This is a genomic window from Bradyrhizobium sp. UFLA06-06 (assembly GCF_054820065.1).
Genome location: NZ_JADFUD010000002.1, coordinates 125,407 through 150,112 on the forward strand (window position 1 = coordinate 125,407; position 24,706 = coordinate 150,112).

The following is a 24,706-nucleotide window of genomic DNA, read 5'->3' on the forward strand; positions in this document are numbered from 1 at the left end:
TAACCTCTGCTAACCGGAGGTCCGCACCTTCTGCAGCTCCGGAAATTCTTCCTCGCGGAACTCGACCCCGCGCAACGCATCGCTTCTGACATCTTCATGTTCGAGCCGGCGCAACTGCACGCGACGGATTTTTCCAGAAATCGTCTTGGGCAATTCGGTGACCAGCTCGATCTTGCGGATGCGTTTAAACGGTGCGAGCCGCGTGTGCAAATGTTGGAAGATCGACAGCGCGGTCTCCGGCGTGCGCTCGACACCCGACACCAGCAGCACATAGGCCTTGGGGACCGCGAGCCGGATCGGGTCCGGGCTCGGCACCACCGCGGCCTCGGCCACCGCATCATGTTCCAGCAGCACGCTTTCCAGCTCGAACGGCGAGATGCGGTAGTCGGAGGATTTGAACACGTCGTCGGTGCGGCCGACGAAGGTGAGATAGCCCTCGTCATCGGTGAACACGACGTCGCCGCTGCGATAGATCTTGCCGTCGGTGCCGATGAGCTTGCCGTCGTCGCCCTGATAGCCCTGCATCAGGCCCGCCGGCCGGGCAGCACCGAGCAGCAAGGTCACCTCGCCTTCCTTCGCGGCGTGGCCGTCATTGTCGGTGACCTGCACGCGATAGCCCGGCAGCGGCCGGCCCATCGAGCCGACCTTCACCTTCTGTCCCGGCGAGTTGCCGGCCAGCGCGGTGGTTTCGGTCTGGCCGTAGCCGTCGCGGATAGTCAGCCCCCAGGCCGATTTGACCTGGTCGATGATCTCGGGATTGAGCGGCTCGCCGGCGCCGCACACCTCGCGCAGCGAGACCTTGAAGCTCGCGAGATCTTCCTGAATGAACATCCGCCACACCGTCGGCGGCGCACACAGCGTGGTGACGCCGCAGCGGCCGATGATCGAGAGCAATCCTTTCGCCTCGAAGCGTGGCTGGTTCGCGATAAAGATCGTTGCGCCGGCATTCCACGGCGCGAAGAAGCAGCTCCAGGCATGCTTGGCCCAGCCGGGCGAGGAGATGTTGAGATGGATGTCGCCGGGCTGCAGGCCGATCCAGTACATGGTCGAGAGATGGCCGACCGGATAGCTGCGCTGGCTGTGCCGCACCAGCTTCGGCTTTGCCGTGGTGCCCGAGGTGAAATAGAGTAGCATCGGGTCGTCGGCCTTGGTCGGGCCATCGGGCGCGAATGCGTCGGACTGCTTGGCGGCATCCTCGAACGGCAGCCAGCCGTCCTGCACCTGCGTCGCGCCGACCACGATGCGGACGAGCTTGTCGCTGCCGAGGCCTGCGAACTTCGCGACCTGATCCTGCGTGGCAACCACCGCCCTCGCCTTGCCGCGGTCGAGCCGGTCGCGCAGTTCATCCGCAGTCAAGAGCGTGGTCGCGGGGATCACGACCACGCCGAGCTTCATCGCCGCCAGCATGGTCTCCCACAGCGGCACCACATTGCCGAGCAGCAGCAACAGATGATCGCCACGCTTCAGCCCCTGCGCGCGCAGGAAATTTGCAACCTGGTTTGAGCGGCGCGACAGCTCGGCGAAGGAAAGCTTGGTCTCGTTGCCGCTGGCGGCATCGACGATCCACAGCGCCGGCCGGTCGCGGCTGTCGGCATTATCAGCCAGTTCGGCGTCGAACCAGTCGAGTGCCCAGTTGAACGGCACCGGATCGGGCCAGCGAAATCCCTTCACCGCGGCATCGTAGTCGGTGCGGTGCTCGAGCAGAAAGGCGCGTGCGTCCTGAAATGTGGTCATCCGGCTTCACCTGACGTCATCCTGAGGAGCCGCGCGAAGCGCGGCGTCTCGAAGGATGGCCATAGACACCGTCTTTCCATCCTTCGAGGCTCGCTCCGCTCGCACCTCAGGATGACGGCGATTTACTTCGGGGCAAGGGCCCTAACGTGCTGGATAATTCCGGAAAAGTCGACCCCGCCGTGGCCCGACGCGTCGAAGGTTTTATAGATCTCCTGCGCGTGCTTGCCGAGCGGCGTAACCGCGCCGGCCGCATTGGCGGCGTCCTGCGCCAAGGTCAGGTCCTTGACCATCAGGTTGGAAGCAAAGCCCGGCTTGTAGTCGTTGTTGGCCGGCGACGTCGGCACCGGGCCGGGAACCGGGCAATAGGTGGTCAGCGACCAGCACTGCCCCGACGAGGTCGAGGCGACGTCGAACAGCGCCTGGTGCGACAGGCCGAGCTTCTCAGCGAGCACGAAGGCCTCGCCGACCGCGATCATGGAAATGCCGAGGATCATGTTGTTGCAGATCTTGGCCGCCTGCCCCGCACCGCCCGCGCCGCAATGCACGATCTTCTTGCCCATGTTGGCGAGCATCGGCTGGGCCGCCGCGAAGGCTTTGTCCTCACCGCCGCACATGAAGGTCAGCGTCGCGCCCTTGGCGCCGCCGGTGCCGCCGGAGACCGGGGCATCGACCGAGGCCATGCCGTGCTTGGCGGCCAGCGCATGCGCCTGCTTGGCGCTTTCGACGTCGATGGTCGAGCAGTCGATGATCAGCGCGCCCTTGGCCATCGCCGGAAGCACCTCGTTCCAGACGCCGAGCACATGCTTGCCGGCCGGCAGCATGGTGATGACGACATCGGCGCCCTTCACCGCGCCGACGCCGCTCTCGGCGATCGCGGCACCGTCGCTCTTGGCCTGATCGCGGGATGCCGCGACCAGATCGAACGCGGTCACCTTGTGGCCGGCCTTGACCAGATTGGCCGCCATCGGCCCGCCCATATTGCCGAGCCCGATGAATGCTACGTTTGCCATGGGAAGTCCTCCGCTTGCGACGTTTCTATTTGCTGTCGGGAAATTTCAGTTCGTCGGCGCCGATCTCGGCGAAGTAAGGCGCGAGCATCTCCGGCGTCACCTGTTCGATCCGGGTCGGCGACCATGTCGGATTGCGATCCTTGTCGATCACGGCGGCACGCACGCCCTCGCGGAAATCGTCGCTGGCGAACACTTCGAGCGCCGCGCGATATTCGCGCACCAGGCACTCTTCCAGCGTCGCGGTCGCGCGCGCCAGCCGCAGCAGTTTCAGCGTCACCACCATGCCGCGCGGCGACTTCTCGCCGAGCATCTTCAGCGTGTCCTGTGCCATGTCGGATCCGTCGGCCGTCAGCGCGGCGACGACGTCCTCCATCCGGCCGCGTGCGAACCAGCCGTCGATCCTGGCCTGCATCGCGGCGACAGGGCCAGCCGTCTCGCCGGTGGCGAAGCCTCCGATCAGCCGGTCGATCTCGGCCGAATTCGTGCCCGGCGGAACCTTGGTCAGCGCCTCGCGCAACGCCGGCAGATTCGCGCTCGGCACCACGGCGTCGGCGAATTTGGCGTAGATCGCATCGGGACCGTTCATCGTGGTGCCGGTGAGCCCGAAATATGTGCCGATCTCGCCGGGCGAACGCGACAGCAGATAGGTGCCGCCGACGTCAGGGAAAAAGCCGAGCCCGACCTCGGGCATCGCGAGCTTGGTCCGCTCCGTCACCACGCGGTGGCGGCCATGCGCCGACAGCCCGACGCCGCCGCCCATCACGATGCCGTCCATGAAGGCGACATAAGGTTTTGGGAATTTCTTGATCCGCGCGTTGAGGATGTATTCGTCGCGCCACAGGATCTTGCCGAGATCGCCCTTGGCCTTGGAGCTTTCCCAGAGCGCGCGGATATCGCCGCCGGCGCACAGGCCGCGGTCGCCGGCGCCCTCCAGCACGACGACAGCGACATCGCGATCGGCTTCGAACAGGTCGAGCGCCCTGTCGATGTCATGGAACATCTCCAGCGTCACGGCATTGATCGCCTTCGGCCGGTTGAGCCGGATGATGCCGGCAGAACCTTCCTTGCGCGCGATCAGATCGCCCTCGGCTGCCGCCGCATCGTTCATCGCGCGCCCTCGATCAACTTGCGCGACACGATCAGCCGCATGATTTCATTGGTGCCTTCGAGGATCTGGTGGACACGCAGATCGCGCACGATCTTCTCGACGCCGTACTCGCTGAGATAGCCGTAGCCGCCGTGCAGCTGCAGCGCCTGGTTGGCGACCTCGAAGCCGACATCGGTGCCGAACCGTTTTGCCATCGCGCACAGCATGGAAGCGTCAGAATCCTTGCGGTCGAGCGCGGCGGCCGCGCGCCACAGGAAGGTGCGCGCGGCCTCGAGCTCGGTCGCCATGTCGGCGATCTTGAACTGCAGCGCCTGGAATTCGTCGAGCCGTTTGCCAAACGCCTTGCGGTCCTTCATGTAGGCCAGCGCCTTGTCGAGCGCCGCCTGCGCGCCGCCGAGCGAGCACGCCGCGATGTTGAGCCGGCCGCCGTCGAGCCCGGCCATCGCGATCTTGAAGCCAATGCCCTCCTCGCCGAGCCGGTTCGCGACCGGCACGCGCGCATTCTCGAACATGACAGCGCGGGTCGGCTGCGCATTCCAGCCCATCTTGCGCTCATTGTTGCCGAACGACACGCCCGGCGTGTTGCCGTCGACGACAAGCGTCGAGACGCCGCCGGGACCGTCGCCGCCGGTGCGCACCATCGCCACCAGCAGGTCGGTGCTGCCGGCACCGGAGATGAACTGCTTCTGGCCATTGAGCACATAGTGATCGCCGTCGAGCACCGCGCGGGTGCGCAGCGCAGCGGCGTCGGAGCCGGCGCCCGGCTCGGTCAGGCAGTAGCTGGCGATCAGCTCCATGGTGCAGAGCTTCGGCAGCCATGTGTGGCGCTGGGTGTCGTTGCCGTAGGCATCGATCATCCAGGACGCCATGTTGTGGATCGAGATGAAGGCCGACGTGGTCGGGCAGCCCGTCGCCAGCGCCTCGAAGATCAGCGCGGCGTCGAACCGCGTCATCGCCGAGCCGCCGACATCGTCCTTGATATAGATGCCGCCGATGCCGAGGCCTGCCGCCTCGCGCATCACGTCGACCGGAAAGTGCTTCTTCTCGTCCCATTCGAGCGCGTGCGGCGCGATCTTCTCCGCCGCAAACGCCCGCGCCATGTCGCGAACCGCGATCTGGTCCTCGTTGAGAGCGAACTGCATGCTTCGCCTCTCGGGACGAGTTTACTTCATCGTCGGGATCGAGAACTCCGCGCCTTCCTTGACGCCGGACGGCCAACGCGAGGTCACCGTCTTGGTCTTGGTGTAGAAGCGGATCGAGTCCGGACCGTGCTGGTTGAGGTCGCCGAAGCCGGACTTCTTCCAGCCGCCGAAGGTGTAGTAGGCGATCGGCACCGGGATCGGCACGTTGATGCCGACCATGCCGACATTGACCTTGGCGGCGAAGTCGCGCGCGGCGTCGCCGTCGCGGGTGAAGATCGCGACACCGTTGCCGTAGTCATGGTCGGACGGCAGCGCCAGCGCCTCGTGATAGTCGTGGGCGCGCACCACCGAGAGCACCGGGCCGAAGATCTCTTCCTTGTAGATCCGCATGTCCTTGGTGACGTTGTCGAACAGCGAACCGCCGAGATAGAAGCCCTTTTCGTAGCCCTGCATCTTGAAGCCGCGGCCGTCGACCGCGAGCGTCGCGCCTTCCTTGATGCCGATGTCGATGTAGCTCTTGACCTTCTCGACCGCCTCGCGGGTCACCAGCGGGCCGTAATCGGCCGACGGATCGACCGAGGTGCCGATCTTGAGCGACTCGACGCGCGGGATCAGCTTCTCCATCAGGCGGTCGGCGGCGGTCTTGCCGACCGGCACCGCGACCGACACGGCCATGCAGCGCTCGCCGGCGGAGCCGTAGCCGGCGCCGATCAGCGCATCGACGGTCTGGTCCATGTCGGCGTCAGGCATGATGATGGCGTGGTTCTTGGCGCCGCCGAAGCACTGGCAGCGCTTGCCGGTCTGCGCGGCGCGCTCGTAGATGTATTGCGCGATCGGGGTCGAGCCGACGAAGCCGATCGCCTTGATATCGGGATCGTCGAGGATGGCGTCGACCGCCTCCTTGTCGCCGTTGACGACGTTGAGGATGCCGGCCGGCAGCCCGGCTTCGATCATCAGCTGGGCCAGCGCCATCGGCACGCCAGGATCGCGCTCCGACGGCTTGAGGATGAACGCGTTGCCGCAGGCGATCGCCGGCGCGAACTTCCACATCGGGATCATCGCCGGGAAATTGAACGGCGTGATGCCGGCGACCACGCCGAGCGGCTGGCGCATCGAATAGATGTCGATGCCGGGGCCGGCGCCCTCGGTGTATTCGCCTTTCATCAAATGCGGGATGCCGCAGGCGAACTCGGCGACCTCGAGGCCGCGCTGGATGTCGCCCTTGGCGTCGGGAACGGTCTTGCCGTGCTCGCGCGCCAATAGCTCCGCGAGCTTGTCGTAGTCGCGCTGCACCAACTCGAGGAACCGCATCATGACGCGGGCGCGGCGCTGCGGGTTGGTGGCGGCCCATTCCGGCTGCGCGGCCTTGGCGTTCTCGACCGCGGCGCGGAGCTCGGCCTTGGAGGCCAGCGCCACCTTGGCCTGGACCTCGCCGGTCATCGGCTCGAAGACGTCAGCCGTGCGGCCCGACGTGCCCTTGACCTCCTTGCCACCGATGAAATGTCCGATTGAGCGCATGGAAAAACCTCCCTGAAGCACCTGAATCGCCGCTCCTCGCGGCGGGATCGCTTTACAAACCCTATTGACCCTGCATTTTATGGGATTCAAGTCCGATAAATTGCACCATAGATGTGCGGAAATGCTGGATCAAGGCGGCGGCACAATCGACTGGGACGACTTCCGTTTCGTGCTCGCTATCGTGCGCGGCGGGTCGGTTTCGGCTGCCGCCAAGCAGCTCGGCGTCGATCATGCCACAGTGATCCGCCGTGTCGACCGGCTGGAGCGCCACCTTTCCGCAAAACTGTTTGATCGGCGCAAGACCGGCTATCTCCTCACCGAGGCCGGCCAGCGCGTCGCCGACAGCGCGGAAGCGATGGAATCCACCATCGTCGCCAATCAGGAGGCGGTCGGCGGCTCGCGCGCCCATCTCACCGGCACGGTGCGGATCGGCGCGCCCGACGGCTTCGGCAGTCACTTTCTGGCCTCGCGGCTGGTCAAGTTCACCGAGCGGTATCCCGATCTCGATCTGCAGCTCGTCGCCACCGCGCGGCTGTTCTCGCTCTCCAAGCGCGAGGCCGACATCGCGATCAGCCTGACGATGCCGAAGGAAGGCCGCATCGTCGGCCGCAAGCTCCTGGACTACACGCTCGGGCTTTATGCCGCACCCGCCTATCTCGCCCAGGCGCCGACCATCGCCGCACGCGCCGACCTGCCGCGACATCGTTTCGTCGGCTACATCGAGGAGCTCCTGTTCACGCCGGAGCTCGACTATCTGCCGCAGGTCTCGCCAAAGATCTCCGCGAAATTCCGCAGCGCCAATCTGATCGCCCAGCTCAACGCCACCATCGCCGGCTTCGGCATCGCCGTGCTGCCGCACTTCATGGCGACCGCCCACCCCGAGTTGCAGCCGGTGCTGCCGGACGAGGTGCGGATCTCCCGCACCTTCTGGCTTTTGATGCACGCCGACAGCAAGGACCTCGCCCGCATCCGCGCCGTGGCGGATTACATCTACGAGACGGTGGAAGCCGAGCGCGCGCTGTTCAGCGGGGTGTAATCTCTCCGTCGTCCCGGCGAAGGCCGGGACCCATAACCACAGCATTGCGTTGTTGAACCGCGCTGCGGCCCCAGCGCCGCGCCACCACGACCATTTGGGGTAATGGGGTCCCGGCCTTCGCCGGGACGACGATGGGGAAAGATCGCGGCTAATTCACCTTGGCTTTCTTCGCCGGCGCCCTGGCCGCGGCGGCGCGCCCCAGCACCGCCTCGCGGCCCGCGCCCAGGATCTCGTCGGACATTTCGCCGCTTCCGGCGATGCGCGACATCACGATGGTGCCCATCATGGTCGCCAGCGTTGCCATCGCCTGCTTGCGGGCGGCCTTGCGCGGCACGTCGATGATCTGGTCGGCCATCATGTCGATCATCTGGTCGAGCTTGAGGGCAAACGCCTTGCGGGTCTTTGGGCTCTCGCGGGCGATCTCGGCGCCGAGCGCCGGGATCGCGCAGCCCTGGCCGGGATCGTCGCGGTGCACCGCCGAAAGATAGCCGTCGATGATGGTTGAAAGCCGCTTCTCCGGCGGCGTGTCCGCGGCCACCTTGCGCCAGCGCTCGATGGCGCGGTCCATCGCGTAGCTGAAGGCCTCGATCACCAGCGCCTCGCGCGAGTCGAAATGCGCGTAGAAGCCACCATGGGTCAGGCCGGCGTCCTTCATCAGGTCGGCGACGCCGATGCCGTGGGCGCCCCGCTCGCGCAGCCGCGTCGCGGCCTTCTTCACGATCCGCGCGTGGGTCTCCTGCTTGTGTTCTTTCGAGTAGCGCATGCCGGTCTCATGGAATGTTTCTAATCATATAATAGCAGATTTGCGGCCGGAATGCTGCAGTTATTTCGCCTTGTCAGCCATTTTGGGTTCCCCGCCGAGCATCGAAAATGTCGCGGTCGCGTGCACCGCAAGATTGCCCCTGCCGTCGCGGACGAAGCCCTCGGTGTAGCTGGTCTGGCGGCCGAGCTTGATCACCTTGCCTTCGGCGCTGATGGTGCCCGAACGTGCCGACAGCGGCCGCAGATAGGTCAGCTTGAGGTCGAGGGTCACCGAGGTCTGCCCCGCCGGCAGCATGGTCGAGATCGCGCAGCCCATCGCGGTATCGAGCAGCGCCGCGGCGGTCGCGCCGTGCAGCAGGCCGATGGTGTTCTCGAGGCTCTCATGCGGCTCGAGATCCATCACGATACGGCCCTCGTCGACCACCGCCATGCGGAAGCCGATCAGCTTGGCCATCGGCGGCGGCGGCAACCGGCCGTCGCGGATCGCGCGCATCGCCTCGATTCCGGACATCGGCGCCGCCGCCTTCGCCACCGGTCCGGGCGCCTGCCATTCCACCACGCGGGCTCGCAGCAGATCGGGCGAATGAAGATCGATGCTCTCGGCGGCGGTCATAACGGCTCCATTTATATGATTAATATAATTCTATAGATCCGCATCCCTCGGCGCAACCGCCGCGCCGGTCCCTTGACAGAGCCACGCTTTGTCCGGGACATGGCCCAAGTCATTCCGGGGCGACGCAAGCGTCGAACCCCAATTCGCAATTGCGAATTGTGGAATCTCGAGATTTCGGGTCTGGTGCTTGCGCACCTTCCCGGAATGACTTGTCGATCCATTCCTACGCCGGGACTTTTTCCATGGACATGCTCAATCCCCACTGCGGCATCGACCGCGACTCCAGAGGCGTCGTCCGCCTCACGATCTGCAACGCCGGCAAGCTGAACATCGTGAGTTCAGCCGTCACCAACGGCGTGCGCGAGGGCTTTGAGCAGCTGGCCGCCGACCGCGGCATCCGCGTCGTGATCCTCGCCGGCGAAAGCGAGCGCAGCATGATCGGCGGCGCCGACATCAAGGAAATGGCGACGCTCGACCAGACATCCGCCGAAGCATTCATCAGCCGGCTGCGCGACCTCTGCGAGGCCGTGCGCAAATTCCCGGCGCCGGTGATCGCCCGCCTGCCCGGCTGGTGCCTCGGCGGCGGCCTCGAGGTCGCTGCCGCCTGCGACGTCCGCGTCGCCGCACATGACGCGATGTTCGGCATGCCCGAGGTGCGCGTCGGCATCCCCTCGGTGATCCACGCCGCGCTGCTGCCGCGCCTGATCGGCTGGGGCCGCGCCCGCTGGCTGATGATGACCGCGGAGAACATCGACGCTCAAACCGCGCTCGCCTGGGGTCTGGTCGACACCGTGGCAAAGCCCGGCGGCCTCGACGACGCCGTCGAGCACACCGTCAAGGCGCTGCTGGAATGCGGCCCCGAGGCGCTACGGATCCAGAAGGACCTGCTGCGGCAGTGGGAAGAGCTGCCGCTGACCGAGTCGGTCAACCTCAGCGTCGGCGTGTTCGGAAAATCGTTCCTGACCGGCGAGCCGCAGCGGCTGCTGCAGGGATTTTTGGACCGCAAGCGGTAGGCCGCCGCGCTCAGCTCGAGACGGGGATCTCGATCAGGACCAGCGTGCCGCGGCCCGGCTCGCTCTCCAGCGCGATCCGGCCGCTGAGCGACGACACCACGGTATTGAAGGCGATGTGCAAACCGAGCCCGATATTGCCCCGCTCCCGCCCGGTGGTGAAAAACGGATCGAACACCCTTGCCTGCAAATCCTCGCGGATGCCGACGCCTTGGTCGGCGCAAGCGATCCGGGCGAGCGCCTGATCCGGCTGCGTCACCGTCATGGTGAAGCATCCGCCGCGGCCATCAGGATAGGCATGCGCCGCCGCGTTGAACGCCAGGTTGCTGATCACCTGCGCCAGCGCGCCGGGATAGCTGTTGAGGATGATGCCCTGCGGGCACGTGACTTCGACGACCAATCCCTGACGGGACAGCAGCGGCCCGAGCTTTGAGATCAGATCAGAGAGCCATCCGCCGAGCTCGAACGTGTGACGCTCCTCGTCGGCTTGATGGATGGCGACCTGCTTGAAGCTGTGCACCATCTCGGATGCACGATGCAGGTTTTCCGAGGTCAGTCGAAGCCCGTTCTCGATCCGTGCAATGCCCCTTGTCAGGTCGGAGCGGCGGACGGCGGTGCCGTTCAGCACCTCGCTCATCGCGCGAAGGTCCGCCTCCATGGTCGTTGACGTGGTCAGCGCGAGGCCAAGCGGCGTGCTGACCTCATGCGCGACACCGGCGACGAGCTGCCCGAGCGAGGCCAGCTTCTCGGCCTGCACGAGGTGCGATTGCGTCGCGTGCAAATCGCGCAACGAGGCTTCCGAGCGCTCCTTCTCCTGCTTCAGCGCCTGCGCCGTTCGAAATTGCTGGCGCGCCCGGAACTCGCGGGCGGCGACGGCGTAAAGCGACAACGCATAGGCGTTGATGACAAGGGAATGATTGATGAAGCGCAAGCCCGGCGGCAGCGCGGGCCCGAGCGATTCAGCGATGCACAGGGCAATCCATGTCGTGAGACAGAACACCGCCAGCGGCCCGATCCGCAGCGGCAGCATGGTCGAGACGAACAGGATCACCATCATCACGCCGGGCGCCGCATAGGTGAATCCCGAGGGCAGCACGAGGTAGACGCTCGGCAGCACGCAGCCTGGAACGACGCAATAGACCAGAAAGATCGTCTCGGCCCACGGCTTCATCGCGGGCACCGAGAGCAAGGCGGTGAGCGGCAGCAAGACCAGCACGGCGACCCCGCCGCGGATCGCCAGCGTGGTCGCCACGACGTCGGGATAGAGCACCCAATCCCAGAACGCATATCCGGCATAGGTGAAGGCGCCGAGCAGCATCGCGACCTGGGTCCAGCCGATATTGCCCCTCACGTACTGGTCGACAAATCGGCGCTCCTCGACGGTGTCGTCGAAGCGCAGTCCAAGGCGGGTCAAAAGACGGAGCATTACGGTACTAAAGTATGAAAGGTCTTGGTGCTGGAATGGGAGCGTGGAAAATGATCTACGACAGCTTGCCTGCGCTGTCGCGTCCTTTTGGCGCATCGCCGACCGCGGCGCGGCATCGCGCCGCGCCCCTCACCGCGCGTTCGCCGGGGCGTGGGTCGGCCAGAGGTCGGCGCGCCAGTGCAGCGCGATCGCCAGCATGGCGATGAATCCGGCTGCGGCGAGCAGCGTGCCGGTCGCGGTGTAGCCGATCAGGTCGATCAGGCTGCCGGCGGCGAGCAGCCCGAGCGGCAGGCCGTAGATCACCATCATGCGCACGCCCATGACGCGGCCGCGCAGATGCGCGCTGGCATTGCGCATCAGCATCACGGCGGCCGAGATCATCGACATGCTCTGCGCGATGCCGGCGAGCAGCAGGCAGGCCATCGCGACCGGCATGGTCCGGAGCTCGACGAACACCAGGAGCATGGCGTACCAGGCGAGCGTCGCGCCGATCAGAAGCCGTGCGATGCGTACCCCGCCGGCCATGCTAAGCGTGATCGAGCCGATCAGCGAGCCCACCGCAAAGCTTGCCGAGAGATAGCCGAGCCCGGTCTGGTCGGTATGGAAGATGTCGCGCGCGACATAGGGCAAGAGCCCGTTGGTGAGCGGAAACGCGGTGAGGTTGGCGAGGAACGCGACGCAGAGCGCGGCGCGCATGCCCGGGCCGCTCCAGGCATAGACAATGCCCTCCTTGAGGTCGCGCAGCAGCTTTGAACCCGGCGCGTCGGCCGCGAGATCGGTCGCGCCATGCGACTTCGGGCGGCTCATGCAGAGCATCAGGATGGCGGCGACGAAATAGAAGCCGGCGATCCCGACATAGACATAGCCGATGCCGAGCGCCGCGAACAATCCGGCCCCGGTCAGGGCTCCTGCGATACGCGCCGAGTCCTGCGTGGTGCGCGCCAGGCTGATAGCGCCGACCAGCTGCTCCGGCGGCATGATGTCGGCGAGCAGCGCGCCGCGCACGCCGAGATCCGACGGGCGGATCACGCCCATGATCGCGACGATGATCATGACGTTCAGCGGGGCGAGATGCTCGGTCAGCGCCAGCGTCATGATGGTGCCGGCGAGCGCCGTATAGGCAAAGCGCATCACGGCGAGGAGATCGCGGTGCCCCATGCGGTCGCCGATCATACCGACGACCGGCGCGACCAGCGTGCCGACATATTGCAGCGACGCCAGCACGGTCAGCAGCAGCACCGAGCCGGTCTCGACCATGATGTACCAGCCGAGCACCAGCGTCTCGACCTCGAACGCCCAGGAGGTGAGCAGATCGGACGGCCATTGAAAGCGATAGCTGCGGATGCGAAATGGCGCGAGCGCGGAGGTCCGCGGGGTCCCGCTCAAGACGCGATGACGCGTGTCCTGCCCTTTTTCGTTGTTCTTCTGGGTCTTGGTTCTTGGTCGTGCTTGCGGCGCTTTGAATCTGTCTTGAGTCGCTTGGGAAAATGCCCTGTTCCGGCAGCGTAGCGCCGAGGCGATGGGTGTCAATCGAAGCCGCCGCATGCGGCCATGCGCGATGGTATCCGCAGCGACGGGATGGCGCAGCCTCGCGAGTCGCAGGCCCTACACCGGCGGCACGGCGCGCCGCAGCATGAAATGGGTGGGTATGAAAGCGAGCAGCGGCAGGCCGATCATCAGGCCAGCCAGCCATACCAGCGGCGGCACGAAGCCTTGCGCCGCCCTGTCGCTGGTGCCGAAGACGTAGTTGATGTTGACCGGAGTCATGCCCGGGTCCGGCCGCGGTCCCGGCATCACAAAGTAGCAGATCAGCAGCACCGCCCACGCCAGCACGCTCCAGGCGATCAGCGCGCGCTGGTCATAGCCGAGCCGCCAGATCAGGAACAGGAGCAGGAACGGCAGCCAGCCGTGGAAGCCCGACAGGAACCGCAGGAACAGCGAGAGATTCTGGTCGAACATGTAGTCGGTCATTCCGGTGAGCGAGTAGCCGGCGACATGGGCGAGAAAATCGATCACCCAAAATGTTTGCGGCACAAGGAGTCCGACGGCGCACATCGAAATCAACAGCGCGCTCTCGGTCCAGACCCCGATCAAGGTGAGGATCAGGCAGACGTCGCAGAAATACAGGAAGTTGGTCGGCCCGTAGCAGTAGGTGTACACCGGCACCAGGACGGCCATGAAGGCGCTGAAGCCGATCTTGACGGAGAGCGGAATGCGGACGGACGGCTGCTCGACGGCGATCACGGACATTGCGGCGGGACTTTCCATTGCACGATCCGCCAGCCCTAGCGCCGGATCGGTAAACAGACCCGTATTCCGCAACCTTGAATTGATCGGCGTTCGGAATTCGGTTAACGCCAACTCAGCGGCGCCGGTACAGTTTTAGCTGCCCGCGCGCGCGATGATCGTGCTAGCATGCCTGTTCCGAAGCCGCGGAGGACGACATGAACGCCTTCGAAGTTTTCGCGATCTACCTCACGCCCTTTGTGATCATCGCGATCGCAATCCGGCTGCTGATGAAGCGCCATGCCGTCGACCTGCCGGACGTGCAGAAACAAGCGGGCTCCGCGCCGAAGCGACGATTTCTGCTCGGCGCCTGGCGGTCGGATTAGATCAGGTCGCAGACAAGCTCGGACGCGCCGCCGCCCGGCGAAATTCTCAATCATTGATTTGCCCGACGGCGCAAGGCCTCGCGAGAAGAGAAACTCGGTGTACGTTCGGGCGATTCATGCCGCGAGAATGCGGACGTGTGACTCACAAGGGGCGCCAAACACTCGGTGTCGTCCCTGCGAAAGCAGGGACCCATAACCACCGATGTTGATCGTTGCGCGATGTTGGAACGACGAGTCCCTTCAACGACCTCCGCCGCGGCGTATGGGTCCCTGCTTTCGCAGCGACGACACCGGTGGAGACTCGCGTGCTCCCATTCTCCCCGGAGTCATCATGAATCGAGGGCCATCCATCGCCGTCATCCTGGCGAAAGCCAGCACCCATTGCCCCAATCTCCATTGTTGCGCGACCTTGGGGCCACGATCCGGTTCATCACTGAATGCGGTGGGTATGGGTCCTGGCTTTCGCCAGGACGACATTCGTGATTGCGGAACGATTCCAGCCCCCAACTCATGCGAACACGACATTTTGTCATGAGAGCCGCAGTTGCATTTTTTGCATCGCATCATATGATGACGATAATTCAATCAAATCCCCGACATAAAAAGGGACTTTTGCCATGGCAACCAGCACCGATCCCGTCGTCATCCTCTCCGCCGCCCGCACCCCGCTCGGCCGCTTCATGGGCGAGCTCTCGCCGCTGCCGGCACACAAGCTCGGCTCGCATGTGATCGGGGCTGCGCTGGAGCGCGCAAAACTCGCGCCCGAGCGCATCGACGAGGTGTTCATGGGCAATGTGCTGCCCGCCGGCCAGGGCCAGGCCCCTGCCCGCCAGGCCGCGCGCGGCGCCAAACTGCCGGATGCCACCGGCGCCACGACCGTCAACAAGGTCTGCGGTTCCGGCATGAAGGCGACCATGCTGGCCCACGACATAATCAAGGCCGGCTCGGCCGAGATCGTGCTGTCCGGCGGCATGGAGAGCATGAGCAATGCGCCGTATCTGTTGCAGAAGGCGCGCGGCGGCTATCGCGCCGGCCACGATCGCATCATCGACCACATGATGATGGACGGGCTCGAGGACGCCTACGAGACCGGCCGCTCGATGGGCGATTTCGGCGAGGCAACCGCGGAGGCCTATCAGTTCACCCGCGCCGACCAGGACGCGTTCGCGATAGAGACGCTGAGCCGTGCCCGCAAGGCGGTCGAGGGCGGCGCCTTCAAGGCCGAGATCGCGCCGATCACGCTCGCCGAGAAGGCCGGCCCGCGCATCGTCGCCAATGACGAGCACCCGCTGAAGGTCGATCCGGCGAAAATCCCCGGCCTGAAGCCGGCGTTCCGAGCGGGCGGCACCATCACGCCGGCCGCCTCCTCCGCCAATGCCGACGGCGCCGCGGCGCTGATCCTCAGCCGGCGCTCGCTCGCCGATCGCGATGGACTGCCGGTTCTGGCCGAGATCAAGGGCCACGCCACCCACAGCCAGGAGCCGCAGTGGTTCACGACAGCGCCGATCCCGGCGATCAGAAAACTGCTCGACAAGGTCGGCTGGAGCGTCGGCGATGTCGACCTGTTCGAGATCAACGAGGCGTTTGCGGTAGTCGCGATGGCGGCGCAGCGCGACCTCGGCATTCCCAGGGACAGGCTGAACATCAACGGCGGCGCCTGCGCGCTCGGCCATCCGATCGGCGCCACCGGCGCACGGCTGATCGTGACGCTGCTGCACGCGCTGGAGGCGCAGAACCTGAAGCGCGGCGTTGCCGCGCTGTGCATCGGCGGCGGCGAAGCCACCGCGATCGCCGTGGAGCGGGTCGCGCGCTGATCCACTGCCTGCCCTCATGGTGAGGAGTGCGAAGCACGTCTCGAACCATGAGGCCCGGTTCCCGGCCTGCATCCTTCGAGACGCCCGCTCTGCGGGCTCCTCAGGATGAGGTTATACAGAGTCCGAAAACGAGGGAACTATGGCATTTTAGCCATGGCGCCCCCGTGCCATATTGCGCATCACGCAAAGCTTTCACCGCAATCGATCTGGAACACAATGATCTCGAACTGGCTTGCTTCCACCCTCGCCCGCCGCAACATCCATTACGGCTGGGTGATGGTCGCCGTCACCTTCCTGGCCGCGCTGATCTCGGCCGGCACCGTCGGCGCGCCCGGCGTGTTCATCGTGCCGCTGCAGAAGGAATTCGGCTGGTCCACCGCCGAGATTTCCTTGGCGCTGTCGATCCGCTTCATCCTGTTCGGGCTGATGGCGCCGTTCGCCGCCGCGCTGATGAACCGCTACGGCCTGCGCAACGTGACGCTGGCGGCGCAGCTGATCGTGGTCTCCGGGCTATTGGCCTCGCTCGCCATGACCCAGGTCTGGCAGCTCATCCTGCTGTGGGGTGTCGTGATCGGCATCGGCACCGGGATGACCGCGCTGGTGCTCGGCGCAACCATCGCGGCGCGCTGGTTCGTGGCGCGACGCGGCCTCGTGGTCGGTATCCTCACCGCAAGCGTCGCGACGGGACAGCTCGCCTTCCTGCCCCTGCTCGCGACGCTGACCGAGCGCTACGGCTGGCGTGTCGCGCTTGGGCTGGTCTGCGTCATGCTCGGCGTCGCCGCCTTTGCCGTGCTGATGGTGATGCGCGACCGGCCGAGCGACGTCGGCCTGCGTCCGTTCGGCGACGAGGGCACCGCGCCGCTTCCCGCGCCGCCGCCGGCCAATGCGCCGATCGTGGCCGCAGCGCTCGGCACGCTGCGCGACTCAGCGAAGTCGTCGGTGTTCTGGATCTTGTTCGCGACCTTCTTCGTCTGCGGCGCCTCGACCAACGGCCTGGTCCAGGTTCATTTGATCCCGATGTGCCTCGACTACGGCATCCCGCAGGTGCAGGCGGCAAGCCTGCTTGCCGCGATGGGGATCTTCGATTTCTTCGGCACCATCGTCTCGGGCTGGCTGTCGGACCGCTACGACAACCGCTATCTGCTGTTCTGGTATTACGGCCTGCGCGGGCTGTCGCTGCTGTTCCTGCCGTTCTCCGACTTCACGTTCTACGGGTTGTCGCTGTTCGCGATGTTCTATGGCCTCGACTGGATCGCGACGGTGCCGCCGACGGTGCGCCTCACCGCGCAGCGCTTCGGCGCCGAGCGCGCCAATCTGGTGTTCGGATGGATCTTTGCCGGCCACCAGCTCGGCGCAGGTGCCGCCGCGTTCGGCGCCGGACTGTCGCGCACGATCTATCAGAGCTACCTGCCGGCGTTCTTCATTGCCGGTGCGCTGTGCATCTTTGCCGCACTGATCGCGCTCGCGATCGCGCGGCCGCAGCCGAAATCGGTGGCGGAGCCGAAGCCGGTCGCGGCCTGAGGCCGCTTCCCGCGCGATGGTCAGTACGACAGGATGGTGCGCATCCCGAACACCACGCTGTCCTTGATCCGATGCGTTTGCGTCGGATCGTTGGGATCGACGGCGCCGCCGCTGGGATGGGCGATGTATTGAAACATCGGCTGCATGGTGAAATTCGGGTTCACCACGTGCTGGTAGGTGATCTCGAGGATCGCCTCGTAGTCGCGGATCGGATACGGCGTGCCCGTGAAGATCTGGGTGTCGCGGTCGAGCGCGCGCGCGGCGTCCGAAATCCTGGCATAGATCGCGGCGATGCCGAACCGATCGTCCGGATACGTCTCGCTGAAGCCGGTGAACAGGAAGCCGCCGTCGACATAGGTGCTGATCAGGTTGCGGTCCGACGGGCTGACCGAGGCGCGCATGAAGAACGCGACGCCCTTGTCCGCGTCCGGCCTGGCGCGCGCAAGCAGCTGCTCATAGACCATGAAGATGCCGTTGTCCCGCCGCAGCCATCGCGTGTCGCCGGAGCTGTCGGGATCGGCGAGCGACAGCCCGTCAGCCGAGAAGCGCTGGTCGGCGAACGAGCCCATGTGATACCAGGTGCCGCCGGTGATGGTCGCCGGCAGCCTGCTCTCGCCGATCTCGAACTTGTATTTCAGCTGGCCGATCCACCACGGCGGATCGTTGACGCGGAAATTCAACCCGTGGGCGTTCAAGATCTGCGGATCGTCCGTCCCCTGCGGCGGCGAAGCCGAACCGTCGAACAGTGCGAGATAGGCGGTGATGCGGTCGGACAGATTGGCCTTGAACCGGATGCCGGGCACGGCAAGTGGCGGCGACGGTCCGCCGGCCGGCAGAATGGTGCCGACAATGCCGGGCCAGCCCAGCGCCGAATTGATGAAGATGTCGTCGTACTGGCTGTCGATGAACTCGACGTCCGAGCCCTGCTGGCCGACGCGCACCGAAAGTTTGCCGCCGAGCAGCTTCTGCTCGATCCAGAATTCATAGAGCCGCGTCGCCGGCAGCGACTCGACGCCGGACACCAGGAACAGGTTGCCGACATAGCTCCGCGACAGCCCGTCGCCGTGGATCTGGTACATGTTGGCGTGGAAGGTCGCGCCGTTCCAGCCCATCGCCTTCTCGAGGTCGATGGTGGTGCCGAGATCGAGACGGCCGGTATAGGCCGCGCCGTTGCTGACACCGCCGGAGACGTTGGAAAACCCCTCACCGATATAGGTCAGGCTGAACTGGTAGCCGGCCTCCTCGAGCGCAGCGCGGGTATCCGCGATCCGATCGGCCACGGCCTTGTCTTCCGCATGCGCCGGCGCGCCGAGCGCGAGGGCCGCGGCCACCAACATCGCGCGGGAAAGAACTCTGCACATCGGGAATGCCGCGGTGCGCTCGCGCTATTTGACGATGCCGAGCCGCCGCATCAGCAGATAGGCCAGCAGCGCCGACCCGACCAGCAGGCCTGCGGCCACCAAAAATCCGCTATCGACATCGGTCAGCGGCAATCCCTTGGTGTTCATGCCGAAGATGCCGGTGACGAGCGTCGGCGGCAGCAGCATCATGGTGACGACGGACAACGCGTGGAGATGCTTGTTGCTCTCCTCCTCGAGCTTGAAGCGCAGCTCCTCCTCCAGCAGGCGGCTGCGCTCGTGCAGTTCGACGATGTCGTGGTCGAGACCGTCGAGCCGCTGCGCGAGCTTGCCGGCCTGCAGCCGCAGCGCCGGGCTGAGATCGTCGGTGTTCTTCTGCTCGAGCCGGTGGAACAGCACACGCAGGCCCGCGAGCTGGCGATGCAGGCGCACGCAGGTGCGGCGCATCCGGCTCAGATTCTTGCGCAGCTCCGATCCGGTATCCTCGGCCAGCACCCGCTCCTCGATCGCATCGATATCGGTGCCGATCTTGTCCGCCATGCGGTCCATGGTGTCGGCGATCTCGTCAACGATCTTCTCCAGCAGCGCCGCGACGCTGCCGACGCGATGGCCGCCCTCGAGCACGCGGCGCGTCGCATCGGCGGAACACAGCGCCTGATGGCGGCCGCTGATCAGGAGACGCTCGGTCATCGCAAAGCGCAGGAAGCCGGTCTCGCGGGTGGCGGCTTCGACATCCCGCACCAGGTCGGAAAAGACGCCGTAGACGCAATTGTCGACGACGTGGATCTGCTGGAAATTGTCGTTCGACAGCAAGAGGTCCCGCGCGAGCTGCGGGATGTGCATGTTGGCGAGCCATGCCCGGGTCCGGACGTCGGTCAGGTTGAAGTGCAGCCACAGCCTTCCGTCGTGGCTCGGCTCGATCGGCGCATCGATCGGAAGCGACTCGGCGCGGCCGTCGTGATGCAGGCGAAACGCCCAGACCAGACCGGGGACCGCCTCGCGGGTCAGCAGCGACCCGACCGGAGCGGGAGGTGGATCAGCCAGCATGGCCGGCCCCCAAGGCAATCGATAACGCAACCGCGCGAAATGACATGTTCAAGACCTCGCCCACGCGCAACGCCGAGCAAGCGCGTCCCTTCGTCGCAACATAGGAGGACGCGCCTGTTACAGTTTTATGTCAGCGACCGCCCTACTCCGCGGCCAGGCCTGTCGGCGCCGCCAACTCCGAGGCCTCCTTGTTGTAGTCGTGCACGACGCGGCCGAACGGCAGCGTCAGATCGGCGAGGAAGTGATGCGCGCCGACGACACGCTTGACCGGGAAATCGGCGACCGGTGCATTGACATGCGGCACCAAATGCAGCCGGCCCGGTCCGATCCAGGAGCCCTTGACGACGATGTCGGTCAGGTTGATCGCGACCAGCTGGCAGACCTCGAGATGGCCGTCGACGCCGGGGATCATCTTCAGATTAACTTGCGTCTTCGAAAGCGTGGCGCGCGTGACGTCGCCATTGCCCGCCATGCTCTCGTGCTTGTAGCCCATCGTGCCCATCGCGACGAGCTGGCCGGCATATTCCAGCGTACCGGTCAGCGTGTCCTTGACGATCTCGAGCTTGGGATGGGCGTATTTCTTCGGAAAGCCCCAGATCTCGCGGCCGGCCGCGATCGGCGGATCATCGTCGAGATACATCTGACAGACGAAGTTGACCTCTTCGCCACGCAGGCGCGCGGGGATCACGAGGCCGGACTCGGTGTAGCTGCCGAAGCCGGAGCTGTCGGGCATCTTGATCCATTCGTAGTGCACGATCGCCTGCTCGATCGGCTCCAGCGGCTCGGGCAGACCGGCGCGGATCAACTCCGGATCGGTCTCATAAGTGATGACGAGGAATTCGCGATCGATGAAGCGATAAGGACCGGCAGGATAGCTCGGGCCGGCGGCCGGCATGGACGGAAGCTTGAGCAGATCTTCCCTGCGCATCGCAATAACCCCCCGTTTGAAAAATTTGGCCGGAAGCTAACGGCCGAGATTGACAGCGATGTGAGGGATTTCCGTCAGGTGCGTGACCGCGGTTGCGCTTGCGTGACCCGCGTCGCGCTGCCGAGGCCAATGCTAACCATGCAGGCAGGCATGCCGGATGCGCCGAGCGTGGGCGCCGCAATTGTCATCACCGCGTCATCGGCGCGCTGAATTCTCGCCGCGAATTTTTGGAGTGTCTGATATGGACGCGCGAACCCCGCATTTCGACGATATCGATCACGCGACGCCGGGCTGGCGTCCCGAAGGCTGCGATCGTGTGGCCCTGGTTCTGCAGGGCGGCGGCGCACTCGGCGCCTATCAGGCCGGCGTCTATCAGGCGCTGCATGAATCCAACATCGAGCCCGACTGGGTGTGCGGCGTCTCGATCGGCGCAATCAACTCGGCGATCATCGCCGGCAATCCGCCCGAAAAGCGGCTGGAGCGGCTGCACACATTCTGGGACCGCATCACCAGCCGCAAGATCTGGCACTACACGCCGGACGGCGACATCTTCCGCAAGGCACGCAATCTCACCAGCTCATGGCTGACGACGACGCTCGGGCAGCCCGGCTTCTTCACCCCGCATCAGACCAATCCGTGGTTCAGCCTGGCCGGCGCGCGTACCGCCACCAGCTACTACGACACCACGCCGCTGCGCGAGTCCCTGCTCGAGCTGGTCGATTTCGACCGCATCAATTCCAAGACAATGCGCTTCGCGGTCGGTGCGGTGAACGTGCTGTCCGGCAACTTCATCTATTTCGACAATGCCCATGACGAGATCATTCCCGAGCACATCATGGCGAGCGGCGCGTTGCCGCCGGCGCTGCCGATGGTGAAGGTCGGCACCGATCATTTCTGGGACGGCGGCATCGTCTCCAACACGCCGCTGCAGCATCTGCTCGACCAGGAAGACAACATGAACTCGCTGGTGTTCCAGGTCGACCTGTTCTCGGCGCGCGGCGCGCTGCCGCGCGACATCCAGGACGTGATGGCCCGGCACAAGGACATCATGTATTCGTCGCGTACCCGCTACAACACCGACGTCTATCGCAAGACCTACAATCTGCGCACCGCCCTGCACAACGCGCTGGGAAAAATCCCCGACGATCAGCTCTCGGACGAGGAGCGCCAGCTCAAGAAGGCAAACGCCCGGCTGCCCGGCATCACGCTATTGCAGCTGATCTATCAGCAGAAGGCCTATGAAGGCGACGCCAAGGACCACGAATTCTCCGGCACCTCGATGCGCGAGCACTGGGTAAGCGGGCACGAGGACACCAAGCGCTCGCTGAAGCGGCGCGAATGGATCAAGATGCCCGAGAGCGGCATGGGCATCGTGATCCACGACGTGCATCGGGAAGCCGAGTAGAGGCGCGGTCGCTCCTTCACCGTCATTGCGAGCGAAGCGAAGCAATCCATGTCACCGCTTGCGGAGGTGTGGATTGCTTCGTCGCTACGCTCCTCGCAATGACGGCTGGAGAGCCCTTACGGCCGCGTCGACATGTTGCTCGGCGGCCCGGCCTTGCGGATCGGTTCGGCGAGGCGCGCGAACTCGCAGAGCAGCGAGCGCGTCTTGCGCGGGTCGATCACCTCCTCGACCCAGAACTTCTCCGCCGAGCGGAACGGTGAGCGCAGCTTGTTGAGGCGATCCTCGATCTCGCGCAGCTTGGCGGCGGGATCAGCGGCCGCATCGATCTCGGCGCGATAGGCCGCCTCGATGCCGCCCTCGAGCGGCAGCGAGCCCCAATAGGCCGACGGCCACGCATAGCGCATCGAGAAGCGGTTGGCCGGCTGATGCACCACGCCGGCGACGCCAAAGGCGTTGCGGATGATGATGGTGCACCACGGCACCGTGCTCTGGTTGACCGCCGCCATCGCCCGCACGCCGTGGCGGATGGTCGCCGTCTTCTCCGCCTCGAGCCCGATCATGAAGCCGGGGCAGTCCATCAGATAGACCACCGGCAGATGGAAGGTCTCGGCGAAGTCGACCCAGCGCACCACCTTCTGGCAGGCGTCCGCGGTCCACGAGCCGCCATAGTGGAAGGGATCGCTGGCGAGCAGCAGCACCGCCCGGCCCTCGATCCGCGCCAATCCGGTGATGATCGGGCGGCCGAAATTGCTGGCGACCTCGAAGAACGAGCCCTTGTCGACGACGGCATCGATGATCGGCCGCATCTTGTAGACCTGCCGGCGGTTGCGCGGCACGGCGGTGAGCAGCGACTCCTCGGCACGCTCCGGATCGTCGGTGCAGGGAACGGTCGGCGGCAGGTCGTAGACCGACGACGGCAGATAGGACAGGAAGCGCCGTGCGTAGTCGAACGCCTCCTCTTCGGTCTCGACGGCCTGATCGATCGCGCCGGCGCGAGTCTGGATGTCGGCGCCGCCGAGCTCTTGCTTGGTCAGATCCTGCCCCAGGCGCTTCACCACCGGCGGGCCGGCGACGAACATCGCGGAGCTCTTGGTCATGACAGAGTAATGCGTGGCGGCGAGCCGCGCGGCACCAAGGCCCGCGACCGAGCCGAGCCCGAGACCGACCACCGGCACGCGTGCCAAATTGGCGGTCGTGTACCAGTACCAGCGCGTACCGCCGACGCCGCCGGGCAGATTGGCCGCGCCCCTGGTCTCGATCGTCTTCACCGAGCCGCCGCCGCCGGAGCCCTCGATCACGCGAACGATCGGCAGGCGGAAGTCGTGCGCCATCTCCTCCGCCATCAACGGCTTGGCGGAAATCGATGCATCCGCCGAGCCGCCGCGCACGGTGAAGTCGTCGCCGACCACGACCACGGTGCGGCTGTCGACCCTGGCGCGGCCGAACACGCAGTTCGCCGGCGTCAGATGCTTGAGTTCGTTGCTCTCGTCATATTCGGCGATGCCGGAGATGGCACCGACCTCGTGGAAGCTGTTCTGGTCGACGAGCTTGTCGATACGCTCACGAACCGTGAGCCGGCCCTGGTCGCGTTGCCGCTTGACCTTGTCAACGCCTCCCATCTCCCGCGCGAACGCTTCGCGGCGGGCGAGGTCGTCGAGTTCCGGCTTCCAGTTCATTCACTGCTCCCGTCTTGAGGATTTTGTTGTTGTTATGGGCGGTCACCGGAAGCGTCTTGCGCTCGATCCGATTGCTGAAGATGTCGCCGTCGGCGCCTTCGAGCAGGCTGCCGAGCGCGGCGGCGAGTTCGACCATTTGCGGCGCGACCTCGCGGTGCAGCCGCGCCTCGTCATACATCGCCGAGAGCAGGCCGATCGTGGTGACCACATAGGTCTGATACTGCGGCGACCACAGCGGCACCGCGACGCCGTTGATGTGCGGGCTCCACAGGCCGCAGGCGACGACGTAGCCATGCTCCTGCAAATGCCGGCGGTTGGCCTCGATGCGCGGCGTCAGCATCTTGGCGCTTTCGGGCAATTCGCCTTCCATCTCCGCGATCAGCGCGTCGCCGATCGCGGGATCGAGCGCGGCCGTGTAGGCGTGGCCGGCCGCGGTGGTCGCCATCGAGATCCGGCTGCCGGTGGCCTCATGCAGGCCGAGCGCGTTGGCCGCGCGGGCGAACTCCAGATAGACCAGATGAAAGCGGTCGGGGATGACGAAGCCCACCGTGCCGGGCAACTGATCGGCGACATCCTGCAGGCGCAGCCGGATCAGATTGCGCAGCTGTAGCCCCTTCATCATCGTGGTGCTCATCGCGACCGCGCTCGGGCCGATGCGGTACTTCTGGTCGCGCGGCAGATAGACCAGCTGTCCCATCCGCGTCAGCGTGTGCGTCAATCGCGACACCGTCGAACGCGGCAGGCCGCAGCGGTTCGAGATCTCGAGATTGCCGAGCCGGGCCTCGTGTCCCTCGAAGCACCGCAACACGTCAAAGGCGCGCGACACCACCTGGATGACATCGCCATCGCCTGTCTCGCTGGCGAGCATTCCCTGCCTGCTAAGCCGTTCCGAGCGCCTTCCCATCTGTTTGGCTCCATTCCGTCCTGCGGAATAAAATTCCACTTGCAGAAGAAGCTACCTCAGGCAATCTGCCGCCACAACAAAA

Annotated in this window: 21 protein-coding genes; 6 read left to right on the plus strand and 15 right to left on the minus strand. The window is 65.5% G+C overall.

Annotated features, from left to right (window positions below; all coding sequences use genetic code 11):
- Positions 1-9: 9 nt before the first annotated feature.
- From IF803_RS02435 to IF803_RS02455, 5 genes are all read right to left on the minus strand, one after another.
- Entirely contained in the window at positions 10-1,734 is a 1,725-nt protein-coding gene (locus IF803_RS02435) for an AMP-binding protein (RefSeq protein WP_461191152.1), read from the minus strand.
- Positions 1,735-1,856: 122 nt separating this feature from the next.
- Positions 1,857-2,744, minus strand: a complete 888-nt coding sequence (gene mmsB, locus IF803_RS02440; protein ID WP_461191153.1) for a 3-hydroxyisobutyrate dehydrogenase — start codon at positions 2,742-2,744, stop codon at positions 1,857-1,859.
- 25 nt (positions 2,745-2,769) lie between these two features.
- Positions 2,770-3,852 carry an enoyl-CoA hydratase/isomerase family protein gene (locus IF803_RS02445; protein WP_461191154.1) on the minus strand — a complete coding sequence of 361 codons (1,083 nt, stop codon included), beginning with the start codon at positions 3,850-3,852 and terminating at the stop codon, positions 2,770-2,772.
- On the minus strand, positions 3,849-4,994 hold the full coding sequence (locus tag IF803_RS02450) for an isobutyryl-CoA dehydrogenase (protein WP_461191155.1): 1,146 nt from the start codon (positions 4,992-4,994) through the stop codon (positions 3,849-3,851). The genes IF803_RS02445 and IF803_RS02450 overlap by 4 nt, the downstream gene beginning before the upstream one ends.
- Before the next feature lie 21 nt (positions 4,995-5,015).
- On the minus strand, positions 5,016-6,512 hold the full coding sequence (locus IF803_RS02455) for a CoA-acylating methylmalonate-semialdehyde dehydrogenase (protein ID WP_461191156.1): 1,497 nt from the start codon (positions 6,510-6,512) through the stop codon (positions 5,016-5,018).
- A 121-nt stretch (positions 6,513-6,633) separates the two neighbouring features.
- Here IF803_RS02455 and IF803_RS02460 point away from each other — a divergent pair, with 121 nt between their 5' ends.
- Positions 6,634-7,548 (plus strand): LysR family transcriptional regulator, encoded by a 915-nt coding sequence (locus tag IF803_RS02460; RefSeq protein WP_028344657.1) that lies wholly within the window; start codon positions 6,634-6,636, stop codon positions 7,546-7,548.
- Between the two features lie 148 nt (positions 7,549-7,696).
- Here the strand turns inward: IF803_RS02460 and IF803_RS02465 are convergent, their stop codons facing one another.
- On the minus strand, positions 7,697-8,311 hold the full coding sequence (locus tag IF803_RS02465; protein WP_461191157.1) for a TetR/AcrR family transcriptional regulator: 615 nt from the start codon (positions 8,309-8,311) through the stop codon (positions 7,697-7,699).
- A gap of 60 nt (positions 8,312-8,371) precedes the next feature.
- Complete coding sequence (locus IF803_RS02470; protein ID WP_461191158.1) at positions 8,372-8,923, minus strand: PaaI family thioesterase; 552 nt, start codon at positions 8,921-8,923, stop codon at positions 8,372-8,374.
- Positions 8,924-9,165: 242 nt separating this feature from the next.
- Between IF803_RS02470 and IF803_RS02475 the strand changes: the two genes are divergently transcribed.
- Complete coding sequence (locus tag IF803_RS02475) at positions 9,166-9,936, plus strand: enoyl-CoA hydratase (protein ID WP_028344655.1); 771 nt, start codon at positions 9,166-9,168, stop codon at positions 9,934-9,936.
- Between the two features lie 10 nt (positions 9,937-9,946).
- On the opposite strand, the gene IF803_RS02480 is transcribed toward IF803_RS02475, so the two are convergent.
- From IF803_RS02480 to IF803_RS02490, 3 genes are all read right to left on the minus strand, one after another.
- Complete coding sequence (locus tag IF803_RS02480) at positions 9,947-11,347, minus strand: sensor histidine kinase (RefSeq protein ID WP_461191159.1); 1,401 nt, start codon at positions 11,345-11,347, stop codon at positions 9,947-9,949.
- Between the two features lie 141 nt (positions 11,348-11,488).
- Positions 11,489-12,745 carry an MFS transporter gene (locus IF803_RS02485; RefSeq protein WP_461191160.1) on the minus strand — a complete coding sequence of 419 codons (1,257 nt, stop codon included), beginning with the start codon at positions 12,743-12,745 and terminating at the stop codon, positions 11,489-11,491.
- A gap of 219 nt (positions 12,746-12,964) precedes the next feature.
- A complete protein-coding gene (locus IF803_RS02490) occupies positions 12,965-13,627 on the minus strand; it encodes a hypothetical protein (protein ID WP_461191161.1) in 663 nt (220 codons plus the stop codon).
- A gap of 176 nt (positions 13,628-13,803) precedes the next feature.
- On the opposite strand from IF803_RS02490, the gene IF803_RS02495 reads away from it, so the two are divergent.
- The 3 genes from IF803_RS02495 to IF803_RS02505 all read left to right on the plus strand — a co-directional run bounded on the left by IF803_RS02495 (position 13,804) and on the right by IF803_RS02505 (position 17,306).
- Positions 13,804-13,971, plus strand: coding sequence for a hypothetical protein (locus tag IF803_RS02495; RefSeq protein ID WP_162832415.1), 168 nt, complete (start codon positions 13,804-13,806; stop codon positions 13,969-13,971).
- 617 nt (positions 13,972-14,588) lie between these two features.
- Positions 14,589-15,785: an acetyl-CoA C-acyltransferase gene (locus IF803_RS02500; RefSeq protein ID WP_461191162.1), complete on the plus strand. Its 1,197-nt coding sequence runs from the start codon at positions 14,589-14,591 to the stop codon at positions 15,783-15,785.
- A gap of 216 nt (positions 15,786-16,001) precedes the next feature.
- Positions 16,002-17,306, plus strand: coding sequence for an MFS transporter (locus tag IF803_RS02505; protein ID WP_461191163.1), 1,305 nt, complete (start codon positions 16,002-16,004; stop codon positions 17,304-17,306).
- A gap of 20 nt (positions 17,307-17,326) precedes the next feature.
- Here the strand turns inward: IF803_RS02505 and IF803_RS02510 are convergent, their stop codons facing one another.
- From IF803_RS02510 to IF803_RS02520, 3 genes are all read right to left on the minus strand, one after another.
- Positions 17,327-18,643, minus strand: a complete 1,317-nt coding sequence (locus IF803_RS02510) for a carbohydrate porin (RefSeq protein WP_461191228.1) — start codon at positions 18,641-18,643, stop codon at positions 17,327-17,329.
- Between the two features lie 48 nt (positions 18,644-18,691).
- Complete coding sequence (locus tag IF803_RS02515) at positions 18,692-19,711, minus strand: transporter (RefSeq protein ID WP_461191164.1); 1,020 nt, start codon at positions 19,709-19,711, stop codon at positions 18,692-18,694.
- A gap of 142 nt (positions 19,712-19,853) precedes the next feature.
- Positions 19,854-20,639 (minus strand): acetoacetate decarboxylase, encoded by a 786-nt coding sequence (locus IF803_RS02520; protein ID WP_461191165.1) that lies wholly within the window; start codon positions 20,637-20,639, stop codon positions 19,854-19,856.
- Between the two features lie 241 nt (positions 20,640-20,880).
- On the opposite strand from IF803_RS02520, the gene IF803_RS02525 reads away from it, so the two are divergent.
- Positions 20,881-22,044: a patatin-like phospholipase family protein gene (locus tag IF803_RS02525; RefSeq protein WP_461191166.1), complete on the plus strand. Its 1,164-nt coding sequence runs from the start codon at positions 20,881-20,883 to the stop codon at positions 22,042-22,044.
- 116 nt (positions 22,045-22,160) lie between these two features.
- Here IF803_RS02525 and IF803_RS02530 read toward each other — a convergent pair whose 3' ends face one another.
- Both IF803_RS02530 and IF803_RS02535 read right to left on the minus strand, forming a co-directional pair.
- A complete protein-coding gene (locus IF803_RS02530; protein WP_461191167.1) occupies positions 22,161-23,720 on the minus strand; it encodes an acyl-CoA carboxylase subunit beta in 1,560 nt (519 codons plus the stop codon).
- Positions 23,650-24,624 carry an IclR family transcriptional regulator gene (locus tag IF803_RS02535; RefSeq protein ID WP_028344644.1) on the minus strand — a complete coding sequence of 325 codons (975 nt, stop codon included), beginning with the start codon at positions 24,622-24,624 and terminating at the stop codon, positions 23,650-23,652. Before IF803_RS02535 ends, IF803_RS02530 begins: the two co-directional genes overlap by 71 nt.
- Positions 24,625-24,706 lie beyond the last annotated feature (82 nt).